The sequence below is a fragment of the Dellaglioa sp. CoH-57-MRSF-18 genome, assembly GCF_056781995.1.
Genome location: NZ_JBXAXX010000003.1, coordinates 36,453 through 59,490, shown reverse-complemented (window position 1 = coordinate 59,490; position 23,038 = coordinate 36,453). Strand labels below are relative to the sequence as shown.

Below are 23,038 nucleotides of genomic sequence, written 5' to 3'. Positions count from 1 at the left end.
CATTTCCGGGGTGACCTTCTCGTGATTCAATCTTATTTTTTAACCTACAAGTTCAATTTTGTTTCCTTCAGGGTCCAAAATGACTGCTTCATAATAGCCATCCCCTGTTGTCCGAGGGCCACTAACAACTTCTATTCCAGATTTTTTAAAATCAATCACCATTTGATCAACGGTCACATGATTCTCAACAGAAAAGGCTAAATGTGCATAACCAAATCCATCAGGATAGCGATCTGTAATATCCGTTCTCGTCATAATTTCTAATCTTGCTTGACCATCTGGAAAGCTCAAAAAGTATGACGAAAATCCTTTAGTCCCATTGTCATAACGCACACCAAAAGTTGCCTTAAAATTAGTCACATAAAAATCACGCATTGCTTCAAGATTTTCTACCCATAAACCAACGTGTTCGATTTTCATTTGCTTAAACCTCCGTTGTTTCAATCGGAAAAACTAATTCAAATTCCTCACAAACCACTGGCATTGTCTCATCAAATGTCTTATTAACACTTTCTAATTCTTCTTCAAAAAAAGATTGATGAACACTTCGCCAATAAGCTAAATTTCTATCGCCTTCGCCTTCAAGAAAAGCATGCTCTTCTGTAACTTCGTTAAATGGTGTCACATAAACTTTTATTGTTTTCGTAATCGCCATTGGATTATCTTTATAATCAACAATGACATTGTAATCGCCAACTTTTGGTAAAGGTTCTTCATCAAAATATAAATTATAAGCTGACGATGTCCCTGTTTTAAGACCATCTAAAACTAATTTACCTAATTCTAACGTTTCTTTCTTAGTGACGCCAAATGACCATGCATCATAATTATCATGTTCAATTTTATTTGCCTTTTTAAATGCTTGCCAATACTCATAAATTGTCATATGAACTCTCCTTCAAGAATTTAATCTTCTGCGTTTAATATATCTAAGAACAACTCACCATATTTTTCCAATTTACTTTCACCAACACCTTTAACATCCAACATATCAGTTAACGTTTCCGGCATAACCTCACACATTGAATATAACGTTTTATCAGAGAAGATAACAAATGGCGGTACACCTTGTTCCTCTGCTAATTCGCGACGTAATTGTCTTAATTCTTCAAATAGTTCATTATCTTCAGGTAATGCTTGTTTAACTTTTACAGCCATTTTACGTGTAACTTTAGTTTCACCTTTTAAGACGCCAACTCCTTCTGCAGCAAGTTGCAGAACCGGATATTGGCCGCTTGAAGCCTGTAAAAAACCTGACGCAACTAAATAATCAATCAATCCAGAAACTTCCTTCTGCGATTGATCTTTCATCAGTCCATACGTAGGTAATTCATCAAATCTAAACTGCATCACCTTTTGGACTTTTGAACCTGTTAAAACTTGTGCGACTAACCCTTTACCAAAATGTTCACCCATCCGTTTTACACATGATAAAACCTTTTGGGCATCAATCGAAATATCTTGTGCATCTCGTGTATCCAAGCAATTGCCGCAACGGCCACATTCTGGTGCTTCATCGCCAAAATAATTCACAATTGTCTGTTGTAAACACTGTTGCGTGTTTGCGTATTGCGTCATTTCTTGTAATTTTAAATACTCATGTTTTTTATTAACATCATCCATTTCAGATTGGTCAATGAAAAAATGTTGAATCTGAACATCTTTTAAATTAAAAAGTAAAATTGCTTCACTTGGCAAGCCATCTCGTCCAGCACGTCCGGCTTCTTGATAATAAGCTTCTAAACTACCAGGTATCTGATCATGGATTACAAATCGAACATTACTTTTATCAATTCCCATCCCAAATGCATTCGTCGCAATCATTACCTGAACACGATCGTACAAGAAGTCTTCCTGATTCTGACGACGTTCATCTTCTTGCAACCCGCCGTGATACATCGCCACTTTAATCTTAGCTTTTTTTATTAATTTCGTTAACCGTTCGACTTCTTTACGCGTACTTGCATAAATAATACCAGATTGTTGTTTCTGTCCCTTTAAATACTCGAGTAAGAAACGATCACTATTTTGATCTTTAACGACTTGGAAGGCTAAATTTTCACGTGAAAACCCAGTTTTAACTTCATGTATAATCGATAATCGTTGCATAATATCCGCAGCTACTTGAGTTGTCGCTGTCGCTGTTAATGCAATAATCGTCGGATTCGAATTCAAACGTTGAATCGTTTCCGTTAAGCGTAAATAACTAGGACGGAAATCGTGCCCCCATTGTGAGATACAGTGCGCTTCATCAATAGCGACAAGATCAATTCTTAATTCCGCTAAATCTGCCATAAAACCATCAGAATCTAATCGTTCTGGTGACACATAAAGTAACTTAACTTCACCACGAGCAGCTTGATTAAAGCGTTCACGAACCTCCGTGTAATCTAGCGTACTATTGATAAAGGTTGCTGGAATGCCATTTTCATTTAAAGCATCAACTTGATCCTTCATTAAAGAAATTAAAGGAGATATCACTAACGTTAGTCCATCTAATATAAGTGCTGGAATTTGGTAACATAGCGATTTTCCGCCGCCTGTAGGCATAATAGCTAAAACATCTTCACCCGTTAGAATACGATCAATAACTTCTTTTTGACCTTGGCGAAAATTGTCGTACCCAAATTTTTCTTTTAAAACTGATTGTGGATTCATATAATCCTTTCTCTTTGCTCATTTTCTCAGATAATTCTATGTCTTTAAATTATAGCATAGGTTAAGACGCCACAGATGTTTTAGAAAGTGTTTTAATGACCGCTTCAACATCACCCAAATCATTCATTAGTCCCGCGGGATTTTGTTGAGCTGCCCTAAGTTTAGTCATATAATCAACGACAATTGTCGAATCACTAACACTACTTGTGTCTTCAATTCGATAATAAAGATAGTGAATTGAATTAACTTTAGGTTCAAGGATAACGCTTAGATACCAAGTGTTATCTCCAATTTCAATAGTTGCCGTTTCCTTAAAATGACCATATTCTTCTTGTAATTTGCCTTGAATTTGTCCAATCTCAATTGGAACCGTGGCAGGCATTGGTCCTCCAGAATACGCATCTGACGTATTTAATTGTACCTTAGTGCCACGTACTTTCGAATTTTTAAGATTAAATACAACTTTCATATTTGATGCATCTTTGGACCCTTTTTTAATGGTCCAATCAGCGGGTGTAGCATAATTTTTATGCGGTAATATAGCATCACCACCGACGACTATTTTTGCTTGGACTGGTAAGCCATTTGTTCCTGCGTTAATTTTGTATTTTTGGGTTAATTTTATATTTTCTGTCGGTTGAATTCGACTGATTTCTGCCCAACTAGCCGGTTGTGTATCTTTAACTTGAATTAATGTTTTAAATCCTAAGATACCTAAAAAAACTACCATCAAAAAACCGATTGATATTAACATATTTTTCTTCATGCCAAAAATCTCCTAACCTGTTACGCCTCTATTATTAAAGCTTTTTCTCGTAGTATATCGCTAATATTATTGAAATGATTATTATATTCGTATACAAAAAGAAAAGTAGTGCACCAATCCATAATAACGTACTTACTTTTAGAAATGCCCACAAAATGATAAACCCAAACGCTAGAATTAAAATCATGCTATTCATAATTTTTCCAATCATTGCGTTCACAGACTGATCAATTAACTTATTTCGTTCATCCACATTCTCCAGCTGTTCTTCTTTCAGTCCTTTTTTAGAAAAAGTTATATAAAATTGATAGGCCGCAATTCCAAATGATAAGACAACATTAATAAATGATCTAATCAATTTTGACCAATCAAAAGCATCTTTAAAATCTAAGTTCATTATCCAAATTGAGGCAATCCCCACAAACATAAAAAATAAACCTACAAAAAAATGTCGATAACTATAGATTTTCATTTTAATTCTCCTCCATCTCTAAATTTTCCTTTAGCTGAAATAACGCTTCAATCTGACAATCAAACAATAAACTCAAACGATAGGCCAACATTATAGATGGCTTATATTTACCTTTTTCAAGTGAGATAATTGTTCGACTAGAAACTTGAACTTTCTCAGCTAACTGTTCCTGTGTTAATTCAAGCTTAGTTCTGTATTCTTTAACTTTATTTTGCATAATGAACACCTTTCAATATGAAATATACTTCATGTGAAGTTAACTTCATAATATAATAATTATTTTCTTAAGTCAACTAGCTGATTATTTCTGGCACCAAGCATATCAATATAAATTTCTATTTATTTATACTATAATTAAATAAACATCGTCAGATTAACTAATTTAATAATCTAACGATGTCTTTTAACTAAATAAAACGTTTTAAAAAGGAGGATTAAGCATATGGTTCAATCATACAAAAATTTCTGGGAAAATATTTTTAATTTTTCTGACACATCGAATAGATCAGACTATTGGTGGCCTACGATTATTAATAGTATTCTAGGAGCAATTATTATTTATTTTTATACGTCACTCGTTGGCCATCCTATCGATTCGATTTATAATTTTAGTGAACTTACTTTTATGACAAGTCGAAATATTGTTATGTTTATCGTCTGGATTGCAAACTTTGCTGTTTCAGTTCGTCGTTTACATGATACTGATCGTTCTGGTTGGTGGATTTTAATCCAATTCGTTCCATTAGTCGGTAGTATTTGGTTCTTTATTTTAATGGTTTTACCCAGAAAATCAAATCGCTGGGGTTAAATTATATTGATACTCGATTATTAATAAGAGGTGCTGATAAAATTTATCAGCACCTCTTTTGTTTACGGAAAATTAAAAAGATAGCACTGTAATCGACTAACTTGATTACCGCTCTATCTTCATTTTTCAAAAAATAATCCACCCTGATTAACTAAAACATCTGCTACAGGTGTCTCTATTCGTTTATTAAGCACCATTTTTTTCGTCTCTGTTACATATTTTTTAAAATTCATTGTTTGTAAATGAGCTTGGTAATCCTCGTCACTCCGGTAAATTTCAACGAAAATCCATTGATTTAAATCTCCATCTACAGAAGCAATGTATGTCACTAAGAGTCCTGCTTCATTTTCAAATGATTGTTTCATAGTATTCAATGAAACTTCTCTAAATTCTTTAACCCTATTCGGCTCTATTTCAATACTTGTTACTTTGAGTATAGCTCTGTCAGGCTTCAATTCATGCAAGGCTGTTGTTTTTTCTAACAGTAATTCTGGGGATAAATTAATCATCGATTTTTCAATTACTGCCTGAGATGCGATATTACTAAACATTTTAAATTGAGCCGAATTTGCATGTTTTTGATATTGATCTTCGTCTTGATAAGATTCAATCACAATATTTTCAGTACCCGCCTCATCCAAATGTACACTGTACATCGCCAAAGTTCCTTTTTCTTGCTGAATTGAGGTCGTTAAATTAATCATCCCTGCTTTTTCAAATCTTTCACGATCAGATAGCTTAATTTTAAGTTTGAATAGTCTTAATAATGGGGCATTCTTAAGTTCTATCATTTATTCACCCAATCCCATCAAACGATTATAATTTCCATAATTAATCAGGGCTCGATCATCTTTCGAAAGATTCAACTGATCTAAAGCTTCAATTATGGCATCCGTTGCTCCAGCTGGCGCAATCCCTAACGGTGCATCAGTTCCAAACAGTACGTGGCTAACACCATAATAATCAATTGCTAACCCTAATGCTTTAGGATTGCCCAATAATGCAGTATCTACATAGAAACGTTTAAAATCAGCTGCCTGTTCTGGTGATAGAATATGGTTAATTCGTTCAGCAAAATAAGGCACCATTGCCCCAGCATGATGAACAATTACTTTAAGTGTAGGATAGTCATTAAAAATTCCTGACTGTACTAATTGCAACATTGCTTGCGCTAGTTCATATTCCCAACTAAAAATAATATTATTGTCTGGTTTACGATCATCAAAAATTGGGTGTAACAGAATTGGGATATTTAATTGTGCAGCCATTTCAAAAATAACCCGGTATTCCTTTGCAGCAATACTTTTTCCAAGGGCACGCGTAAATAACTGAATGCCAACTAATTCTGAATTTTTTAGCACTTGTTCTTTTATAATACGTGTTGCTTCATCGATGTTATTTAGAGGTATCATTGCAATACCCGCTTTAAACAAGTCTGCATTTTGTTGAACCATTTCAATTATTTCGTTATTAGCTTGCCAGCATAATGCCGCTGCTTGTTCTGGCCCTACGTAGTCCTCAGGATTCACGTTGACTGCTGAGATAACTTGTTGGACATTTCTGTTCCGTAATAGGCGTCTTTGTTCAATATCAATCAATATGGGATGTTTAATAAATGGCATTTTTTCTGGCAAGTTCGGCTGAATAGCTAACATCTCGTTATAAAAATGTGGTGGTAAAACGTGTGCAAAAACATCAATACTTGTCATTAACTTTTCCCTCCTACAACCTAATTTAGGTTTCTTTAATTTAGCTGATTATCTAATACTAGGCAAAAATGCTAAAATAGCCTGCTCATTCCTCTCACCTAATATAAAAATTTTCTTATTTTAATGGCTCTAATTGTTTGATAACTTTGGCGGGCACGCCGCCCACTACTGTATTGTCAGGAACATCTTTTGTCACCACTGCACCAGCTGCTACAATCACATTATCCCCAATATGAACGCCACCAATAATCGTGACATTTCCACCTATCCACACATCGTTTCCAATTGTAATTGGTTTAGTATAAGTAATTAAATAACGACTACCATCTTGTCTTTTTCCAAAACGTTTTGTTGCATCTAATGCATGTTCACCACAATATAACTTCGTGTCTGGCGCGACAATGACACGATCTCCTAATGTGATTTTGTTTGAATCTTGAAATGTACAATTACCGTTAATAAAAACATCATCACCAACAGTGATATGTTTACCATAAACTGTATTAAATTGACCATTAATAACGAGTCCTTCCCCAGATTTCCCTAACAACTCGTGAATTGCTGTTGCTCTTTTCTCTAGGTCAGTTGTCGTATTGATTATAGTGACTAATTCTTTACCCGCCGCAATCATACCCTGTAATTCTGGGTCGCGATAATCATAATCTTGACCTGCCAATAATTTTTCATGTTCTGTCATCATTTTGCCCCTCCATTCACTATTTGACGCCCTTTTCTTCCTTAATAATTCAATTGTATTATACTACTTAAATTAACTGAACTAAATTCAAAAGATTCGGTTCTAGTGATATTAAAAAAGAGCCAACCTAATTGTATTTACCCAATCAGGTTGAACCCTCTTACTTCACAATATTATTTTCAAACTTCTTCAACAACTGTTGTCGTTTTTCAAGTTTCATTCCTTGAACTGCAGCAAAGTTAAACCATTTCAACTGGTTAAACCCCATCTTCCGGAATGTTCCCCTAAATACCATTTTAGTCACAGGATTTCCAAAGATAGTTCGATAAATCCAACCTGGTGTTGACATAGTTGTAACCATTTTAACTTTCTTTAAATGAACCATCTCATTTTTAAATAATTTTTTATTTTCCTGCTCTGTATAAAGAATCCCTTTAGCAATAACTTTGTCAAAGAATCCCTTCATCATAGCTGGCATAGATTCCCACCAGATTGGAAAAATAAAGACAAGCTCATCTGCAGCCATGAGGCGTTCTTGATAATTCGCCGTCATAGAATCCGTTGGTATCTTCTTACGCCAAGATATTAGGTCTTCTTGGTGCATTACAGGATCAAACCCATCTTTATGCAAATCAATTACGTCCACAATACAGCCCTCTTTTTCATACGCTGCTTTAGCACTAACTAGTAATGCCGCTGAATAACTCCTATTGTGCAATTCATTGTATCCAGCGTCTGCAGTGTAGGGATGATCAAATATAATACAAATTTTTTTCATGTTCAATAACCTCTTTTAATTAGTTTAATAAATTTTCCGACTTTAATGACTTTATATAAAATACTTCAAGTGTCATTTATCTTTCTTGCTATAAGTGTTACATTTGTTACACTTATATTAATCATTTATCGCGTGATTTACAAGATACAAAATCGTGTTATTTGTTACACTTCAAGGAGATATAAAAAATGACGGAAAATAACCAAGCAAAATTAAGTAAAAATTTGATTATTGATTCTTTAATTGACTTATTAAAAATAAAATCTTATCAAGAAATCACAATAACTGAAATCACAAAAAAAGCCGGAGTTGCCCGGCTGACTTTCTATCGTAATTTTGAAAATAAGGACGCGATTTTACTAACTCGGTCCGATTACTTATTTGACCAGTTTTACGCCGAACTCAAGTCCAATCAAACAGAAATTAGTTTGAAAAACATTTTCAAGCTAGCTTTTAACTATTGGCATAATGATTCTGAATTTATGGATATCCTAATTAAAAATGATATTGTTTATTTATTGGAAGATTCTTTTTATACTTATTTTGAAAAGATTCTTAAAGATACGCCTAGTATCAGTCGGCTAAATAATACTCAAAAAACGTTCATTCTTGGTGGCGTTCTACGAACGATGTTGCAATGGATTAGTAGTGGTAGTCCTGCTACAGCTGAAGAAGTTACTGCAGATATATTGGAATTGATTCAGTAAAAGTATGCTAGATTTTAATGATTAAAAAAATAGCCCAGATATTTATCTGAGCTAAGTCTAAACCTCTATTTAAAAATCTTAGGACCCTTACGCATTTTAGTACGATCATTTCTAGCAGTAGCCTTCTTATTGAAGTTTCCGCCATCAGTTTGTTTCTTTTTGATAATTTCTAGCATTTTATCTCTATCAGTCTTTGCTTTATCAGCCATTAATGTTTCCTCCTTGCTCTATTAATTAACAATTTCTTTCAAAGTTAAAGATTCATATTATGAATACATGCCTTCAAATAAAGTTGATCTTTTATTATTCAACTTACGTCGATTTTAATTCTGTATGCCCCGCTAATCAGTATACAGTTAAAATAACTATGCTCTTAACAGTATATCATTACGACTATCTTGATATCAATAGACGTATAAATTGGATGCCTTTAATTAACCATTCACTAATAATGTTCAATCTCAACGAATTTTGTTCCAACCTTTTCAACGAATTCTTTATCATGATCAATGATTAACATCGGTGGTTGAAAAGCCAGAATAACATCTTGAATTTGTTGACGCGTGATAACATCTAGATAATTAAGTGGCTCATCCCAAATATATATATTTGCTGGTTCAACCAACGAACGACTCAAAGCCACTTTTCTCTTTTGGCCCATGCTCATTTGACTGATATCTTTATCAAATTCATAACGTTCAAAACCAAGTTTTCTTAATGTATCCAACATTAAAGAATAAGAAACATTTTTTTCTGCAGCGAATTCTTGTAAAGAACCAGATAAACCATCAAAATTTTGCGGTAACCAGCTCACTTTTAAAGGTGTTGCAAATTTGTATTGCCCTTGATACTTTAATTGACCTAGTATAGCAGCGATAACGCTCGATTTACCAGAACCATTTTCACCCTGAAGAATAACGCGCTCTCCCATCTTTAATTTAAAATCTACCGGTTTATTTACCGGCAATTGTTTACGAAATGCTGATAAGCCAATTACCTCTAGTAAAGTCTTATCTGACACTAATTTTTCAAAATTCAACGTTAAAAGATCTGCCACATCAATATTCTTAAGTAAAGATTTTTTCTCTTCTACTGCTTTATCGGCACGTTTTTTAATACTTAGTACCCGTTTCATAGATTTAGCTGCCTTGTGGCTAATAAATCCTCTGTCTGTCGCACCAGATACTTTCGCCTCAGTCTGATTAGCCCAACCCGATTTTTTCCGTGAAGCACCTTCTAATCGTTTAATATCATGTTGTAATTTTTCTTTTTCATTATATTCCCAATTATTTCGTGACGTATTTTCGTCAGCCCACGTATTATAATTACCCTTAAATTGACTGATTTTAGCGCGATCAATTGAAATAACATGATCAATAATATTATTTAAAAAATAACGATCATGACTGATTAAAATAAATCCTTGTTTTTGTCTTAGATAATCAGAAATAATTTTTCGACCGTTTTCATCTAAATGATTAGTCGGTTCATCTATTAATTGAAATTTACCTTCGCCAACAAATAAGCTGGCTAATAATATCTTAGTTTGCTGTCCTGGACTTAATTGATTAAATGGTTCCGTCAATAATTTTTCAGATAGTCCAAGTTTATCTAATTCGATTAAAATTTGCCACTGATCATAGTCTTGTAAGTCTGTGATACTCTTGATAACCAGCCACACTGACTCTTCTGGTTTAACAACTGTTTGAGGAAAATACTGAAATTCTAAATCTGTTCTAATCTTTCCTTGGTACTGTAATTGATTTTGTAAAATTCTAAATAAAGTCGTTTTTCCGCGACCATTTCTACCAATTAGACCTAACTTCCAGCTGGCATCTAATTGTAAATCAACATTTTTAAAAATTGGTGCTAATTGTCCATCATATTGAAAACTTAATTGTTTAATTTGTATTGTTCCTATAGTAATTACCTCATTTCTTTGTGAGGTCGACCGCTAAACTATCCATTTGATTCTACAAAAAAAGAGCATACAGTTATATGCTCTTCAATCGTTATCCATCAAAAAAAGTGGTTCTTTCAGATGTGAAAAAGAATTGATATTGCAAACCGTTTGAATAGTCAACATGCATAAAAAGACACACTTCGTCCCTTGTTTAGTCGACAGTTATTCGATTAACGATTTGTATTTACCAATGCACTTCACACTCCCTGTTTATTAATTATTTACAGTCTACTATAGTTATGGTAGATAGGCAAATTAATCAAATGTGATATTAAATTGGTAAGCAATATCCTTCATCGCATCAATTTGATAGTCATCCTCAACATCACTACCCCAACTATCAATACCACCAACACCTCGAACGGCGCCTAGAATCGATAAAACGGTACGATGTTCCGCTGGTAATTCGCTATGATGTGTCGCATTTTCTAATTCTTCAGCTGTATAAGGTAAACAACTAAACGCAATTGGTTGATCAACCGCACTGAATGTTAAACCCGTTTCAGAAGCCTGTTGCATACGATTATCCAGAACAGACTGTCGATAAACAGTTACCCAATCATTTTGCATATGCACACCACAATCTTGCGGAACTAAGTATGGTGTCACTGGTAACCCTTGAACTTCATATCGGCCTGGAATTCCTCCGGCCATTCTATCTGGATAAGTTTCTCCTGATAATCCTTGGTAACAAAAACGAGTCGCTGGTGTGGGCATAATAAATCGCAACCCAAAAACAGGTAATGAGGGTAATCCAGCTTTTCCTTGGTATGAAACTGCAACATTCATTTTTCCGGTTGCTTCAACAGTATAAGTGACCGTCACTTGCGTTTGCGGCACAGTCAGTGTGTTATAGATATAACTTATAGCCACTTTTTCAGCGACTTCATGGTTAGTGTAACGATTATTTTCTGGTGCAATCGGTAACGCAATTGGTTTACCATTAATAGCAACTTTAACTGATTGACAATTACTGAATTGATCAGCGGCCAACCACATCCCTGACTTTACTGGAAACTGACTCCCCTGATCGTTATCCGTTGTTGCACGCCAAAAAGTCGGTTTTGGTGAGCGATAAAGCCACTCTTTACCTTGAATTCTAAAAGATTCTGGGCCACCCGTTTGATAGGAGAAAATATAATGAAAATCATTTCCTTTTAAACCGAGTGTGACATCTCCGTAAATGACAGTTAACTGCTTATTTATCTGTGCCATAATAGTATTTTACCTCCTGCATTGCTGGTTTTTCATTACGTGTGGCAAAAACGAGTCCATCACCCGAAAATGCATAATCAGATGGTCGATCATCAAAATCGCCACCATAACGCAACTCATTTTGACCTGTGACGGGATCTTCAACTAACAATGCTTGATCGATAAAGTCCCAGATGAAACCACCTTGATAGGATTCATATTGTTGTAATAAATCAATATATGATTTCATCCCGCCCAATGAATTACCCATATCATGCATATACTCACACAAGATAAATGGTTTTTGTGGTGAATTTTCTAGATAGTCTTTAATTTCGGCTGGTGTTGCATACATCCGACTTTCAACATCTGAAATGACATCTTTGTATTCAGGCGCACGGAAAACACCTTCATAATGAACTAAACGTGTCGAATCTTTTTGTTTATAGTACTCATTCATTTTCGCTAAGACACTGCCGGCGTATGATTCGTTACCCAATGACCAAAATAAAACTGAGGGATGATTTTTAAATAACTCAAAATTACTTTTAGCGCGGTCTAAAACGGCTGCTTCCCATTGATCCGATGAGCCGGGCACATTCCAAGAAGGCTCAACTTCACCCATTTTCTGCCAAGAACCATGTGATTCTAAGTTGGTTTCAGCCATCATATAAATACCAGCCTGATCACAACGATTGTAAAAAGATAATCGATCTGGATAATGTGACGTCCGAACTGCGTTAATATTGTTACGTTGCATACAGTCAACATCCCAAGCTTCATCATTATCTGAAATGGTTCTTCCTGATTTAGGGTTCCACTCATGACGATTAACACCATTGATAATTAATCGTTCACCATTTAATAACATCACGCGATTCTTAATTTCAATTTTGCGAAAACCAACTGGTTGTTGGATAATTTCAATTAATTGCCCATCAGCATCTAAAATTTCTAATTGTAATGTATATAAATAAGGCCGGTCATTCTGCCAAGCAGTCACTGGTTGTGCTAAATTGTAGTGTTTTTCGACATCTGACCCACTCATTAATTCATCGCTAAATAACACCGCATCTTGGTCTTTGAATGTGACACGGACACGTTGTTCTGCCCCACTAAAATGAAGTTGTAAATCTACTTGTCCTGTTTTTTGTCCACTATCGTAATCAGGAATCACCCAAAAATCATCTAAATGTGTTGCAGGTTGTGCTAACAGTGTCACATCACGAAAAATTCCGAAGAAACGGAAAAAGTCTTGGTCTTCAATGAAGGCTGCAGAACTTCGTTTATGCACTTCAACTGCCAAACAATTATCCTTATCTTTTAAATAAGGTGTCAGGTCAAATTCGCTTGGTGTAAAACTATCTTCTGCGTATCCTAGAAAATGTCCATTCAACCAGACGTACATTGCCTGTTCAACACCTTCAAAACGGATAATAACGCGTTTATTTTGAAGAGTTGGTTCCAAGTCAAAATGGTTTAAATATGAACCTACTGGATTATATTCTGCATCACTAAACATTCCAGCATACTGATTTAAATCAGTATCTGAAAAAGCAGGTCGTCTATATTCATGTCCTTCCCAAGGATACATCGTATTAATATAATGTAATTGCTCATATCCTGATAATTCAATATGCTGTGGTACTGGAATTGTGTCAAATTGTTCTGCATCAAAGTCAGTCTGATAGAAATTTTTTGGTCGACTTGCTGCATTAGTGCTGTAACTAAATTTCCAAGTTCCATTCAAAGATTGTTCAAATGAACTTTTTTGTTGTAACATTTCTGCTTGAGTTGCATAGTACTTATGATCACTGTGAGCTGGTACCTGTCCAACACGAAAAACGGTTGGTGTATCTAGCCATTCAATTTCTGGTGTCATCTGTTTGCCTCCGTTTTATATAAAAGCGTTTTCATAATTAAGTATATGTTTTCTTTTGGAGGTTGTCAAAAAGCATTATAAAATTGAGACAATAAAAAAAATTAGATTTAAGTGAAAATACGGTAATCTCATTTTTATTTTGTGTAAAATTGATTAACTTCTTCCTTTGGGCCTTTTAATTGATTTTTGCAGTAAGTTTCAGTATCGATTGCTGTATTAATCCTTCTGCAAAAATGAAAAAATGTAAAGGGAGGAGAAATCGTTTATATACCCTTTACTTTTCTTTGTGTTTTAGCTAGGTTATTATCAGTAGTTGCTCCCAAAACCCAACGAATATTCCAAATAGAAGGAAATATCTTTAAATTTTAAATACAATAAAAAGGCTCTGTACTATCTGTTGTTGGGACTAGTGTAAAAACTATTACTGATGACAGTTTTTTTGTATAATAACAAAAAAAAGCCAAAAGTCATAAGACTTTTGGTTACGAGTTCATCCATGTTCATTATCCCTCAACCACCACAGATGAATTAATAAGAAAGATGGAACTCTCCGCATGCCTAATCATACTAAATTTTGGCTTAAAATAAAAGACAGTAGTCTAACGATTGTTGATTATCAGTCTTCTAATGACGGTGTCACTCGATTTAACCGTGTTCTTGATTACCAGCCGAAGGGATTGTCCAAATTGTGATATTAAAAACGAAGGACAGATTATCAGGTATAGTTGGCGTCAAACACCCATACGCTACCCTAAATTTTTTGGTAAATGTATCATTTTATCACTCAAACGAAGATACTTTAGCTGTCATGAGCGGCAGTCATACTTCCTTGTCCAAACAAGTGTGGTTCCTAAAAATTGTACGATTTCCAATCTATCTAAACAGCTCTGTTTAACTAAATTAGCGGAATCCGTTTCTTTAACTCATATTGCTAATGAAATTTCGAATCCTGATTCCTTTGTAGGTCGTATTTTAATGACCTTTGAACGTGATTTTAAACCTAATTATAAATTTTTACCTAAAGTACTCCTACTTGACGAAGTCAAGAGTACCAAATCAGCTACAGATGCCATGAGTTTTGAATTTATGGATGCTAGTAACCATGAATTAATCAAACTTTTATCTTTTAGAAGATTCTATCAAATAGAACGTTATTTTTATCGTTACTCAGCTGCAGCTAGAAAAAACGTGAAAATTATCGTAACTGATATGAATTATACCTATCCTAAACTAGCCAAAGAAGTCTTTCCTAACGCGATTGTCATCATAGATACCTTTCATATTATCAATTCAGTGAATCGTGGATTCACTAAAACTAGAATTAGACTGATGAAAGAACTTTCAAAATCATCACAAGACTACAAAGCACTAAAACGTTACTGGAAGCTCCTGTTAAAACCTTCTGAAACCTTAGATTTTAAAAATTTCAAGAAATGGACTTATTTCCCATACCTAACAACAGAAACAAATGTCGTTGATCATTTATTAGCGATTCATCCTGAACTAAATAAATCATATGAACTCATGAACCAAATAAGATCAACCATTCGGTTGAAGGACTGGAAATCTTATGATTTTACAGTTAGAAACACCGAAAGGTGTTCTGAAGAAATGCTTAAAAGTATTGAAACGTTGCTTTGTCACCATTCTGAGATTAAAAATAATTTTGGCTATTATTATACTAACGGTCCTTTAGAAGGAATAAACAATAAAATTAAGGTCATTAAACGCGTTGGTTTTGAATTTAGAAATTTTCGTAGATTCCGAACTAGAATATTTTATACACTTAAAATCCATACAAAAAAACACCTCACAAATTGCTTTGTGAAGTGCTTCAAAATATCGATATAAATATATATTAGCGTTTTGAGAATTATCGATTAATACTTCATGGAATCTTATCTATTTGAATCCACTTGTATCAATACTTTACAATATTGAAAAAGGAACAACATTGAATAAAATCCATAATACGAGATAAAATTAACACCATAAAATAGACTAGTCAAGACACCATTAATGGTGTCTTTTTTTATGCTTTACACACTCTCTACCCATTTAATATATGTCTAATCAATTTCTATTTCAAGATTTCCAGTAACGCTTTAGAGATACGCATTCTATCATCTGTGGTCATGCTTTTCAATCTGTTAATTAATTCGGGCGTATAAATGTCGTTAAAATCATTACTCATTAATATATCAGCCAAATTTAATTGTAAGGCATTCAGAACTAGTTCCAACTTTCTTGTACTCGTATCGTCTAATTGTCCTCTTTCGAGTCGAGCCAAATAGCTGGCGGATACGTCCGCCATTTCTGCCAATTCTTCAATTGTAAGTCCTAATTCTTTTCGCTTTTTCCGAATGAAAGTGCCCACAAGTATAATCATAAATCGCTCCTATTTATCCATATGTTTAATGATAAATTAAGTGCGCACACTTTCAAAGCTCTCAGTATACCTATAAAGTTACATAAAAAGGTAGTATTGAGTATATTTTTGAGATAAAATATATCATGTGAAGATAGTGCAAGATATAAATTACTTTTTTGGGGGAGGAGATTTTATAGGGATCGTTTGGTAAAGGTTGGTTAATAATTCGTTCAAAGAAAAGGGAGAAAATTATGAATAAAGAAGAACTTTTAGATTTTTTAATGGCAAAAAGAAGTGTTACAGCGGGAGCTGCAGTTATCCAACAACAAATTCGTGAAGCAGAGGCTAAGATTGAAAAAGGTAAGAAAAAATTTCGAGGAATAATCATCGCATTAGTCGTTTTAATTGTTCTTTTTATGATTACTAGTCAGACAAGTGCGGCGATGCCATTCATCATTGCTGTTATCGCGCTATTTGCTTTTAAATATTTTGTTTATATTATGCCGGGTAATGAATCTAAAACACAAGCCTTAGCAGACTTGGACGCTGAAATGGCAAATGAAGATTATATTGCAGGCAAGCAAGGATTCCCAGAGAAATTCTACAACTATTTCGATATTTTTCGTCTTTGGAAATTAATTGATGAAACTCGGGCACGTGATTTGCAAGAAGCCTTTAACATTTTAGAAACACAACAATTCCAAGAAACTCAACTTTCAATGCAGGAAGAAATGAGAGGCTTACAACAAGATATTGCCTCAAATGCACGCTTGGCAGCTATGTCCTCAACCGTCAGTGCATTTAATTCGTTCAGAAAATAAGATTTATTATATTAAATTTATAAAAATGGAGAAAAAATGTCAAAAAAAGCAAATATTATTACCGGTGTCAGTATAGTAGCTATAGTTATTATTGTGGCTATGTTTATGATGGGCAATTCAAATAAGATGGATGGAAGCTATATTTCCGACATGGGTGGTTCCAAATTTGAGTTGAAGTTTAAAGGAAACACTGTGACTAAAGTTGAAACTGATAAAAAGTCAGACCAAGGTACTTATGAAATTGAAGACGGTAAACTTACCATGAAATTTGATGATTATACAATGAAAGCTAGTTTAGACAAAGATAAAAAAACATTTACACTTAATTCCGTAACTGGTTCACAAATGATGGGCTTCGGATTTTTATTAGAGGGGTTAAAATTTGAACAGGTTGCTAAATAATTATTAATTTATTGGGAGGATATTTTATATTATGAAAAAATCAAACATTACTTTATTATCAAGTGCATTAATCGCTGGAGTTACTGTCGTTGGTGCTACAACAACGGCAAACGCTGCAACAACTACACCCGACTCAACTGAAACAACTCATACTCAAACAGTTCAATCTAACAGTCAAAAATTAGATGACGATATTAAAGACGCTCAAACTGACGTTGATAATGCCAAAGATACAGCTGACAAAGATCAAAGTGCTGCTGATACTTCTAAAGACACAGCCGATGCTTCTAAAGACAATGCTGGTCAAACTGAAGAAAATGCTAATCAATCACAAGAAGATTTAAACAGTGCTGTTGATAATCAACAAAATGCGCAAAATACTGCTGATAACGCAACTGATGAATCTATCAATAACGCTCAAGATGCAGTTGACGAACAAGACAAAACAAATAACCAATTAGGTCAAGACGTTGATAACGCTAAAACAGATGTTGATAAAGGTAAAACAGATGTCGATAATGCTCAAACTGGCGTTGATGAAGCCCAAAAAGGTGCTGACCAATCTGATAAAGATGCTGATAAAGCTCAAGAAAACGTTGATAATGCTCAAAATAACCTTGATGGCAAAGGTTCAGCCGAAGCCGACAAGAATTTAAGCAATGCCAAAGATAACTTGGATCAAGCTCAAACAACTGAAGACAATGCTCAAAAAGGTGCTGACCAAGCTGACAAGAATATTGCTGACGCACAAAACAATGTTAATAACGCTCAAACTGGCGTAACTGATGCTAACAAACAACAAAATGATGCTAAAGCTAAAGCTGACGCTGCTCAAAAAGCTAAAGATACTGCTCAAAAAGCATTAGATGATGCTAAGAAACAACAAGGTAATCATCAAGCTAACCAAAATCACATCAACTTAAGCCAAGACTACATTAATGCCTTAAAGGCTTATTCAGATGCTTCATCAGCTGACGCTAATTATCAAGATGTCATTGACAGTTTAACAGCTGCAACTGAAAAAGAATGGGCATTAAATGGCGGCTACATTTCAAATGACCAAGATAAAACTGTTCATATTAACAACCAATCAGATTTAAACAAATATCTTGATGACTTAAATGAATATGCTAAACAATTATTAAATGAAGTGCGTGACCGTTTTGGTAGCACACAAGTTGAAGTCTCAGAAGGTTCTAAAAAATTAGGTCAATCAATCGGCGATGCTTATACATCTAAGAATAACGATCCTGATGATGGTCATGACAATGCATTAAACAACAGCATTGCTAACGGTATGGGATTAACATACTTAACACAACAAGATATGAATACTATCTTCGATAAATCATCTGAAAATGGTTGGAATCTTAGTCTTGATGCTTTCAAGAAATCTATCTATGATTCAATGAATGCCTTCTTATTCAATGGGGGTGAATGGGGCCATGCCGTAAGTGTTGCTGGCATTATGGCAACATATACACCTGCCAATAACACATGGTTCGGTCTTGGCTTCGGTCAATTTAAACAATCTAACGGTAATATCTTCTTAACAAGTTTCTTTAACTTTGTTGATGACTATGATGTTAACGACGCTTCTAAATTTAGCACTACACCTGTTGAATCTGGAACTGTCAGTCAAGCTCAAATTGATAAATTAGCAAGCGACGTTACTGCTAAAACAGCAACTTCAAAAACTGCTGATGCAGCTCTTGCAGCAGCTAAATCACAAACAGTTAAAGCTAACCAAGCCTTAGCTACAGCTAAAACTGCTTTAGCAACTGCTAAAACAAAACAAGCAACAGCACACACAGCCTTAACTAAAGCACAAAACGATGTTAAAACTGCTACTGTAGCTGTTAAAAATGCACAAACAGTTGTTGATGATTTAAATGCATCAATGCCTCAAAAACAACAAGCTTTAAAAGATGCACAAGCTGCCTTAGCTACAACTAAAACAACACAAGCTCAAAAACACATGACTTTAGACGCAGCTAATGCTAAATTAGTTACTGCTAAAACTGCATTAAAAGATGCAACTGCTAAATTAAGTGCCGCTCAAGCAGCTTTAAAAGCTGGTCAAGACGCACTTGGCGAAAAAACAAATCATTTAGATGACTTAAAGAATGCTGAAGCTAACTTAGTTGACGCAACAAAAGCTGTTGAAGCTGCTAAAAAAGCATACGACGAGGCTGTTAAAGCTGCCGAAGATGCACAAGCTGCTTCCGTTGCTGACGATGCACAATATGCGAAGTTACAAGCAATCGCTGATGCATCTAAGAAAGCTTTAGACGATGCACAAGCTGCATTAGCTAAATTACAACATGAAAAAGACATCGAAGATGCTTTGAACAATGTTGACAAACCATCAACTGGTACTGATAACGATTCTGGTTCACATACTGGTCATGTAACAGGTTCAGACAATGGTTCAGATAAAGGTAACGTAACTGGTTCTGTTGTTGCTAAAGGTAGTGAAACAGCTAAAGACACGACTGACAACAATGGTATTGTTGCACCAAGCAATAATACATCAACATCACGTCTTAAAGCTGCTGATCATTCAGAAATCAATAACGCTAAAATATTAGGTGCTTCGGTATTACCACAAACTGACGAAACTAATTCGTCAGTCGTTTCAGTGATTGGTGCAGCTCTTGTTGGTGCCGTTAGTCTCTTTGGACTTGCAGGAACGCGCCGTCGTAAACACTAATTCGTTATTGTAAGGAGGAATTGAGATGAAGAAGCCTTTACTTGTAATGACTAGTATCGTAATGGTTGCTTTATTAACAGCGTGTGGGCAACAAAAGTCACAGTCTGAGCAAACAAGTCAGCCAAAACAAGTATCCGTGTCAGATAAGAAAAAGGCGCAGTCGTCAAAAAAAGCAGATACAACTAAAAAGACGCATACTAAAGAAGTAAATCAACCAAAAAAAGAATCCGTGTCAGATAAGAAAAAAGCGCAGTCGTCAAAAAAAGTAAATACGATTAAAAAGACGCCTGCCAAAGAAGTAAATCAACCAAAACAGATGAATTTAGATCAAATTCAAGTCAGTGATTACAGCAGTATCGTCGGTCAGTGGCAAATTGTGAAGTTAGAAGCACGGGGACGCGACTTACCACTTGATGATGTTCAGCCGTTAAATATTACTAAAGATAGTCTAGTGTCATCATCTTCGTTTACATTAAATAAAGCTGGCTTAAAAGATCAGAATGGGCTGCATGCGACGAAATTTGAAGTTGCTAATAATATCTTAACCGCCAGCTTAAGTAATGCAAGTGATGTTTCTATTAATTGGTCCGTCATGTTCTATCCCAAAGGGACTAGTCACGAATATGGTGTTAATACTGGTGAAGAAACGAACAAGCAGAATCTGATTGTTGTTTGGTCAAGTAGTAACTCAGTGACCGCGGTTTACAGCCAAAGTTAATATATATATAAATAGAAGGTCTACAATATCTGTTGCCAGTGATAGAAAAATCTATCACTGGCAACAGATTTTTTTGTATGACACTAAAAAGAGTCTCCTATGACAAATAATACTAAGGTTTTACTAAATATGAAATTTGCTGAAAGCACTCCTTAATCCAGCAGTCATCGGAGTTTATGGTACTTTAGATTACCTTCAAAAATGCCTGACACCCCTGCAGAGTTCTCAACATAATCAAATTGTTAGCTACGGATGGCGGGCATCTCTATTAGGCTACTACGTTATTCTAGTGGCCAACTTTAAGAAACTAACAATGAATTGAAACATATTAAACGTAATGCCTACGATTTCAGTAATTTTAGGAAACACATTTTCTTTGTAATGAGGATTATGTACATAAAAAAGGCGTTGTCACAAAGTGACAACACCCTCCATAATATATTCACCAACAATAGTTGCAATAGAACCAAAAATATTCACCAGTGACAACTGCAATATACCAAAAAAAACACCTCACAAATTGCTTTGTGAAGTGCTTCAAAATATCGATATAAATATATATTAACGTTTTGAGAATTGGCTTGCTTTACGAGCTTTCTTAAGACCTGGTTTCTTACGTTCTTTCATACGAGGATCACGAGTAAGTAATCCTGCAGATTTAAGAGCTGCACGGAAATCTGGATCTACTGTAAGTAATGCGCGAGCAATACCATGGCGAACTGCGCCAGCTTGACCTGAGAAGCCACCACCATTAGCGTTAACTAAAACATCATAACTACCTAATGTTTCTGTAGCGTTAAATGGTTGTAAGACTACTTCACGTAAGTTAGCAAATGGAATGTAATCTTCAATTGCTTTGTTGTTGATAGTAATTTTACCAGTACCTGGTACTAAACGTACGCGAGCTACTGAGTTTTTACGACGACCTGTTCCTGAATATACGACTTGAGCCATTTCAATTGCCTCCTTAAATTAAGTTTGTAATATCTAAAGTTTCTGGTTGTTGTGCTTGTTGATCATGTTCTGCACCACGATATACGTGTAATTTCAATGCTTGTTCTTTACCAAGAGTACCTTTTGGAAGCATACCTTTAACAGAGAAAGCAATCAATTTTTCAGGATCGTTGGCACGGAAATCACCAGCAGTACGAGTTTTTAAACCACCTGGATGATCTGTATGATGTTGGTATAATTTTCTGTCAGCTTTGTGACCAGTTAAACCAACCTTTTCTGCATTGATAACAATAACGTTATCACCAGTATCCACATTAGGTGTGAATGTTGGTTTGTTTTTACCGCGTAAGATAGAAGCAACGACAGTTGATAAGCGACCTAAAGAAATATCAGTTGCATCAATAACATACCATTTACGTTCTATTTCGCCTTTTTTTGCTAAATAAGTTGTACGCACGATTGTTTCCTCCGTTTTTTCATGTTGTTTGTTTGACACTCAAATAAGTTTCCGGGGCCTATCAGTGGGGCAAACAATACCATTTATAATATTAACTATTAAAAGTCAATTTGTCAATCTAATTTATGGGCATCCCACAAATAAATAACACCTTTTCAGATTTAAAATTGCCTTAGTATTCATATTGTCAATAACTTCTATATTACCCTAATTCGTCCGGATAATAAACCTTTTTTAAATATAATCCACTCGCCGGAGCTGTTTCTCGAGCTTGTTGTCGATCCTTTACTTCATATAACCGTAAAATATCATGAACCGGACGCCGGCCGTTCCCTATTTCTAGGAGTGTAGCGACTAAAATTCGGACCATATTGTACAGAAAGCCATTTCCATAAAATTCAAAAATAATTTCATGGTTTTCTTTATCTTCTCTCACGGTTGCCTCATAAATCGTCCGAACGTGATCTGTAACCTGGCTACCTGCCGCCACGAAACTAGAAAAATCATGTTCGCCAACTAAATCAGGTAATGCTTCTTCAATTTTGGCGATATCTATCTTGTATTTATAATGACCCGTGTAGAAGCGTTTAAATGGGTCGGTAAATTCACCTTGAGAAACACGATACATATATCGTTTACCATGCGTACTATAGCGTGAATGAAAATCATCACTGACAAGTTCGGCTTTTTTAACTTGAACATCCAGTGGCAATAAACTGTTCAATGCTCTCATCATGCTAGTTTCCGGAATTTCATGCATGAAGTCAAAATGAAAAACCTGTCCTAAGGCATGAACGCCAGCATCTGTTCGGCCTGAACCATAAATTCTAACTGGTACTTCTGATTTACTCATAATTGTTACTGCTTTTTCTAAGACAGATTCAACCGTCCGTTGGTTTGGCTGCCTCTGAAACCCTGCAAAAGCTGCGCCATCATAAGCAACGGTAATTTTAAAACGTACTGACATA

The 23,038-nt window shown here is 35.0% G+C and carries 25 protein-coding genes; 7 read left to right on the top strand and 18 right to left on the bottom strand.

Annotated elements, in window-relative coordinates:
* Positions 1 to 39: 39 nt before the first annotated feature.
* From AC1RPG_RS04060 to AC1RPG_RS04035, 6 genes are all read right to left on the bottom strand, one after another.
* Positions 40 to 420, bottom strand: a complete 381-nt coding sequence (locus tag AC1RPG_RS04060) for a VOC family protein (RefSeq protein ID WP_481761590.1) — start codon at positions 418 to 420, stop codon at positions 40 to 42.
* 4 nt (positions 421 to 424) lie between these two features.
* Entirely contained in the window at positions 425 to 886 is a 462-nt protein-coding gene (locus AC1RPG_RS04055) for an ASCH domain-containing protein (protein WP_481761591.1), read from the bottom strand.
* A 20-nt stretch (positions 887 to 906) separates the two neighbouring features.
* On the bottom strand, positions 907 to 2,658 hold the full coding sequence (recQ, locus tag AC1RPG_RS04050; RefSeq protein WP_481761592.1) for a DNA helicase RecQ: 1,752 nt from the start codon (positions 2,656 to 2,658) through the stop codon (positions 907 to 909).
* Between the two features lie 61 nt (positions 2,659 to 2,719).
* Complete coding sequence (locus AC1RPG_RS04045; RefSeq protein ID WP_481761593.1) at positions 2,720 to 3,424, bottom strand: hypothetical protein; 705 nt, start codon at positions 3,422 to 3,424, stop codon at positions 2,720 to 2,722.
* Between the two features lie 34 nt (positions 3,425 to 3,458).
* Positions 3,459 to 3,896, bottom strand: coding sequence for a hypothetical protein (locus tag AC1RPG_RS04040; RefSeq protein WP_481761594.1), 438 nt, complete (start codon positions 3,894 to 3,896; stop codon positions 3,459 to 3,461).
* A 1-nt stretch (position 3,897) separates the two neighbouring features.
* Positions 3,898 to 4,113 carry a helix-turn-helix transcriptional regulator gene (locus tag AC1RPG_RS04035; protein WP_481761595.1) on the bottom strand — a complete coding sequence of 72 codons (216 nt, stop codon included), beginning with the start codon at positions 4,111 to 4,113 and terminating at the stop codon, positions 3,898 to 3,900.
* 225 nt (positions 4,114 to 4,338) lie between these two features.
* On the opposite strand from AC1RPG_RS04035, the gene AC1RPG_RS04030 reads away from it, so the two are divergent.
* Positions 4,339 to 4,704 carry a DUF805 domain-containing protein gene (locus tag AC1RPG_RS04030; RefSeq protein WP_481761596.1) on the top strand — a complete coding sequence of 122 codons (366 nt, stop codon included), beginning with the start codon at positions 4,339 to 4,341 and terminating at the stop codon, positions 4,702 to 4,704.
* Between the two features lie 119 nt (positions 4,705 to 4,823).
* Here AC1RPG_RS04030 and AC1RPG_RS04025 read toward each other — a convergent pair whose 3' ends face one another.
* The 4 genes from AC1RPG_RS04025 to AC1RPG_RS04010 all read right to left on the bottom strand — a co-directional run bounded on the left by AC1RPG_RS04025 (position 4,824) and on the right by AC1RPG_RS04010 (position 7,888).
* Positions 4,824 to 5,495, bottom strand: a complete 672-nt coding sequence (locus AC1RPG_RS04025; RefSeq protein ID WP_481761597.1) for a putative quinol monooxygenase — start codon at positions 5,493 to 5,495, stop codon at positions 4,824 to 4,826.
* Positions 5,496 to 6,413: an amidohydrolase family protein gene (locus AC1RPG_RS04020; RefSeq protein WP_481761598.1), complete on the bottom strand. Its 918-nt coding sequence runs from the start codon at positions 6,411 to 6,413 to the stop codon at positions 5,496 to 5,498.
* Positions 6,414 to 6,528: 115 nt separating this feature from the next.
* Positions 6,529 to 7,113 carry a sugar O-acetyltransferase gene (locus AC1RPG_RS04015; protein ID WP_481761599.1) on the bottom strand — a complete coding sequence of 195 codons (585 nt, stop codon included), beginning with the start codon at positions 7,111 to 7,113 and terminating at the stop codon, positions 6,529 to 6,531.
* A 157-nt stretch (positions 7,114 to 7,270) separates the two neighbouring features.
* A complete protein-coding gene (locus AC1RPG_RS04010; RefSeq protein ID WP_481761600.1) occupies positions 7,271 to 7,888 on the bottom strand; it encodes an NAD(P)H-dependent oxidoreductase in 618 nt (205 codons plus the stop codon).
* A gap of 188 nt (positions 7,889 to 8,076) precedes the next feature.
* Between AC1RPG_RS04010 and AC1RPG_RS04005 the strand changes: the two genes are divergently transcribed.
* On the top strand, positions 8,077 to 8,595 hold the full coding sequence (locus AC1RPG_RS04005; protein WP_481761601.1) for a TetR/AcrR family transcriptional regulator: 519 nt from the start codon (positions 8,077 to 8,079) through the stop codon (positions 8,593 to 8,595).
* 65 nt (positions 8,596 to 8,660) lie between these two features.
* Here the strand turns inward: AC1RPG_RS04005 and AC1RPG_RS04000 are convergent, their stop codons facing one another.
* The 4 genes from AC1RPG_RS04000 to AC1RPG_RS03985 form a co-directional block, all read right to left on the bottom strand.
* Complete coding sequence (locus AC1RPG_RS04000) at positions 8,661 to 8,804, bottom strand: hypothetical protein (protein ID WP_409022043.1); 144 nt, start codon at positions 8,802 to 8,804, stop codon at positions 8,661 to 8,663.
* A gap of 236 nt (positions 8,805 to 9,040) precedes the next feature.
* Positions 9,041 to 10,501: a ribosomal protection-like ABC-F family protein gene (gene abc-f / locus AC1RPG_RS03995; RefSeq protein WP_481762188.1), complete on the bottom strand. Its 1,461-nt coding sequence runs from the start codon at positions 10,499 to 10,501 to the stop codon at positions 9,041 to 9,043.
* Positions 10,502 to 10,813: 312 nt separating this feature from the next.
* A complete protein-coding gene (locus tag AC1RPG_RS03990; protein ID WP_481761602.1) occupies positions 10,814 to 11,773 on the bottom strand; it encodes a beta-galactosidase small subunit in 960 nt (319 codons plus the stop codon).
* Positions 11,757 to 13,634: a glycoside hydrolase family 2 TIM barrel-domain containing protein gene (locus AC1RPG_RS03985; RefSeq protein ID WP_481761603.1), complete on the bottom strand. Its 1,878-nt coding sequence runs from the start codon at positions 13,632 to 13,634 to the stop codon at positions 11,757 to 11,759. The genes AC1RPG_RS03990 and AC1RPG_RS03985 overlap by 17 nt, the downstream gene beginning before the upstream one ends.
* Positions 13,635 to 14,267: 633 nt before the next feature.
* Here AC1RPG_RS03985 and AC1RPG_RS03980 point away from each other — a divergent pair.
* On the top strand, positions 14,268 to 15,485 hold the full coding sequence (locus AC1RPG_RS03980) for an ISL3 family transposase (protein ID WP_481761604.1): 1,218 nt from the start codon (positions 14,268 to 14,270) through the stop codon (positions 15,483 to 15,485).
* A gap of 229 nt (positions 15,486 to 15,714) precedes the next feature.
* On the opposite strand, the gene AC1RPG_RS03975 is transcribed toward AC1RPG_RS03980, so the two are convergent.
* Positions 15,715 to 16,023 (bottom strand): helix-turn-helix domain-containing protein, encoded by a 309-nt coding sequence (locus AC1RPG_RS03975; RefSeq protein ID WP_481761605.1) that lies wholly within the window; start codon positions 16,021 to 16,023, stop codon positions 15,715 to 15,717.
* Between the two features lie 233 nt (positions 16,024 to 16,256).
* Between AC1RPG_RS03975 and AC1RPG_RS03970 the strand changes: the two genes are divergently transcribed.
* Genes AC1RPG_RS03970 through AC1RPG_RS03955 form a run of 4 tightly spaced genes read left to right on the top strand, consistent with a single transcriptional unit; the run spans position 16,257 to position 20,659 of the window.
* Positions 16,257 to 16,826, top strand: a complete 570-nt coding sequence (locus AC1RPG_RS03970) for a hypothetical protein (protein ID WP_481761606.1) — start codon at positions 16,257 to 16,259, stop codon at positions 16,824 to 16,826.
* Positions 16,827 to 16,862: 36 nt separating this feature from the next.
* The gene (locus AC1RPG_RS03965) at positions 16,863 to 17,228 is read left to right on the top strand and encodes a hypothetical protein (protein ID WP_481761607.1); all 366 of its coding nucleotides are present in this window, start codon (positions 16,863 to 16,865) and stop codon (positions 17,226 to 17,228) included.
* Between the two features lie 31 nt (positions 17,229 to 17,259).
* Positions 17,260 to 19,941 carry an SEC10/PgrA surface exclusion domain-containing protein gene (locus tag AC1RPG_RS03960; protein ID WP_481761608.1) on the top strand — a complete coding sequence of 894 codons (2,682 nt, stop codon included), beginning with the start codon at positions 17,260 to 17,262 and terminating at the stop codon, positions 19,939 to 19,941.
* Positions 19,942 to 19,966: 25 nt separating this feature from the next.
* Complete coding sequence (locus tag AC1RPG_RS03955) at positions 19,967 to 20,659, top strand: DUF6287 domain-containing protein (RefSeq protein WP_481761609.1); 693 nt, start codon at positions 19,967 to 19,969, stop codon at positions 20,657 to 20,659.
* Positions 20,660 to 21,220: 561 nt separating this feature from the next.
* Here AC1RPG_RS03955 and rpsI read toward each other — a convergent pair.
* The 3 genes from rpsI to truA form a co-directional block, all read right to left on the bottom strand.
* Positions 21,221 to 21,613 (bottom strand): 30S ribosomal protein S9, encoded by a 393-nt coding sequence (gene rpsI, locus AC1RPG_RS03950; protein ID WP_409022038.1) that lies wholly within the window; start codon positions 21,611 to 21,613, stop codon positions 21,221 to 21,223.
* 13 nt (positions 21,614 to 21,626) lie between these two features.
* Positions 21,627 to 22,070, bottom strand: a complete 444-nt coding sequence (rplM, locus tag AC1RPG_RS03945) for a 50S ribosomal protein L13 (protein ID WP_057974611.1) — start codon at positions 22,068 to 22,070, stop codon at positions 21,627 to 21,629.
* A gap of 202 nt (positions 22,071 to 22,272) precedes the next feature.
* Positions 22,273 to 23,037: a tRNA pseudouridine(38-40) synthase TruA gene (truA, locus tag AC1RPG_RS03940; protein WP_409022037.1), complete on the bottom strand. Its 765-nt coding sequence runs from the start codon at positions 23,035 to 23,037 to the stop codon at positions 22,273 to 22,275.
* Between the last annotated feature and the right edge of the window lies 1 nt (position 23,038).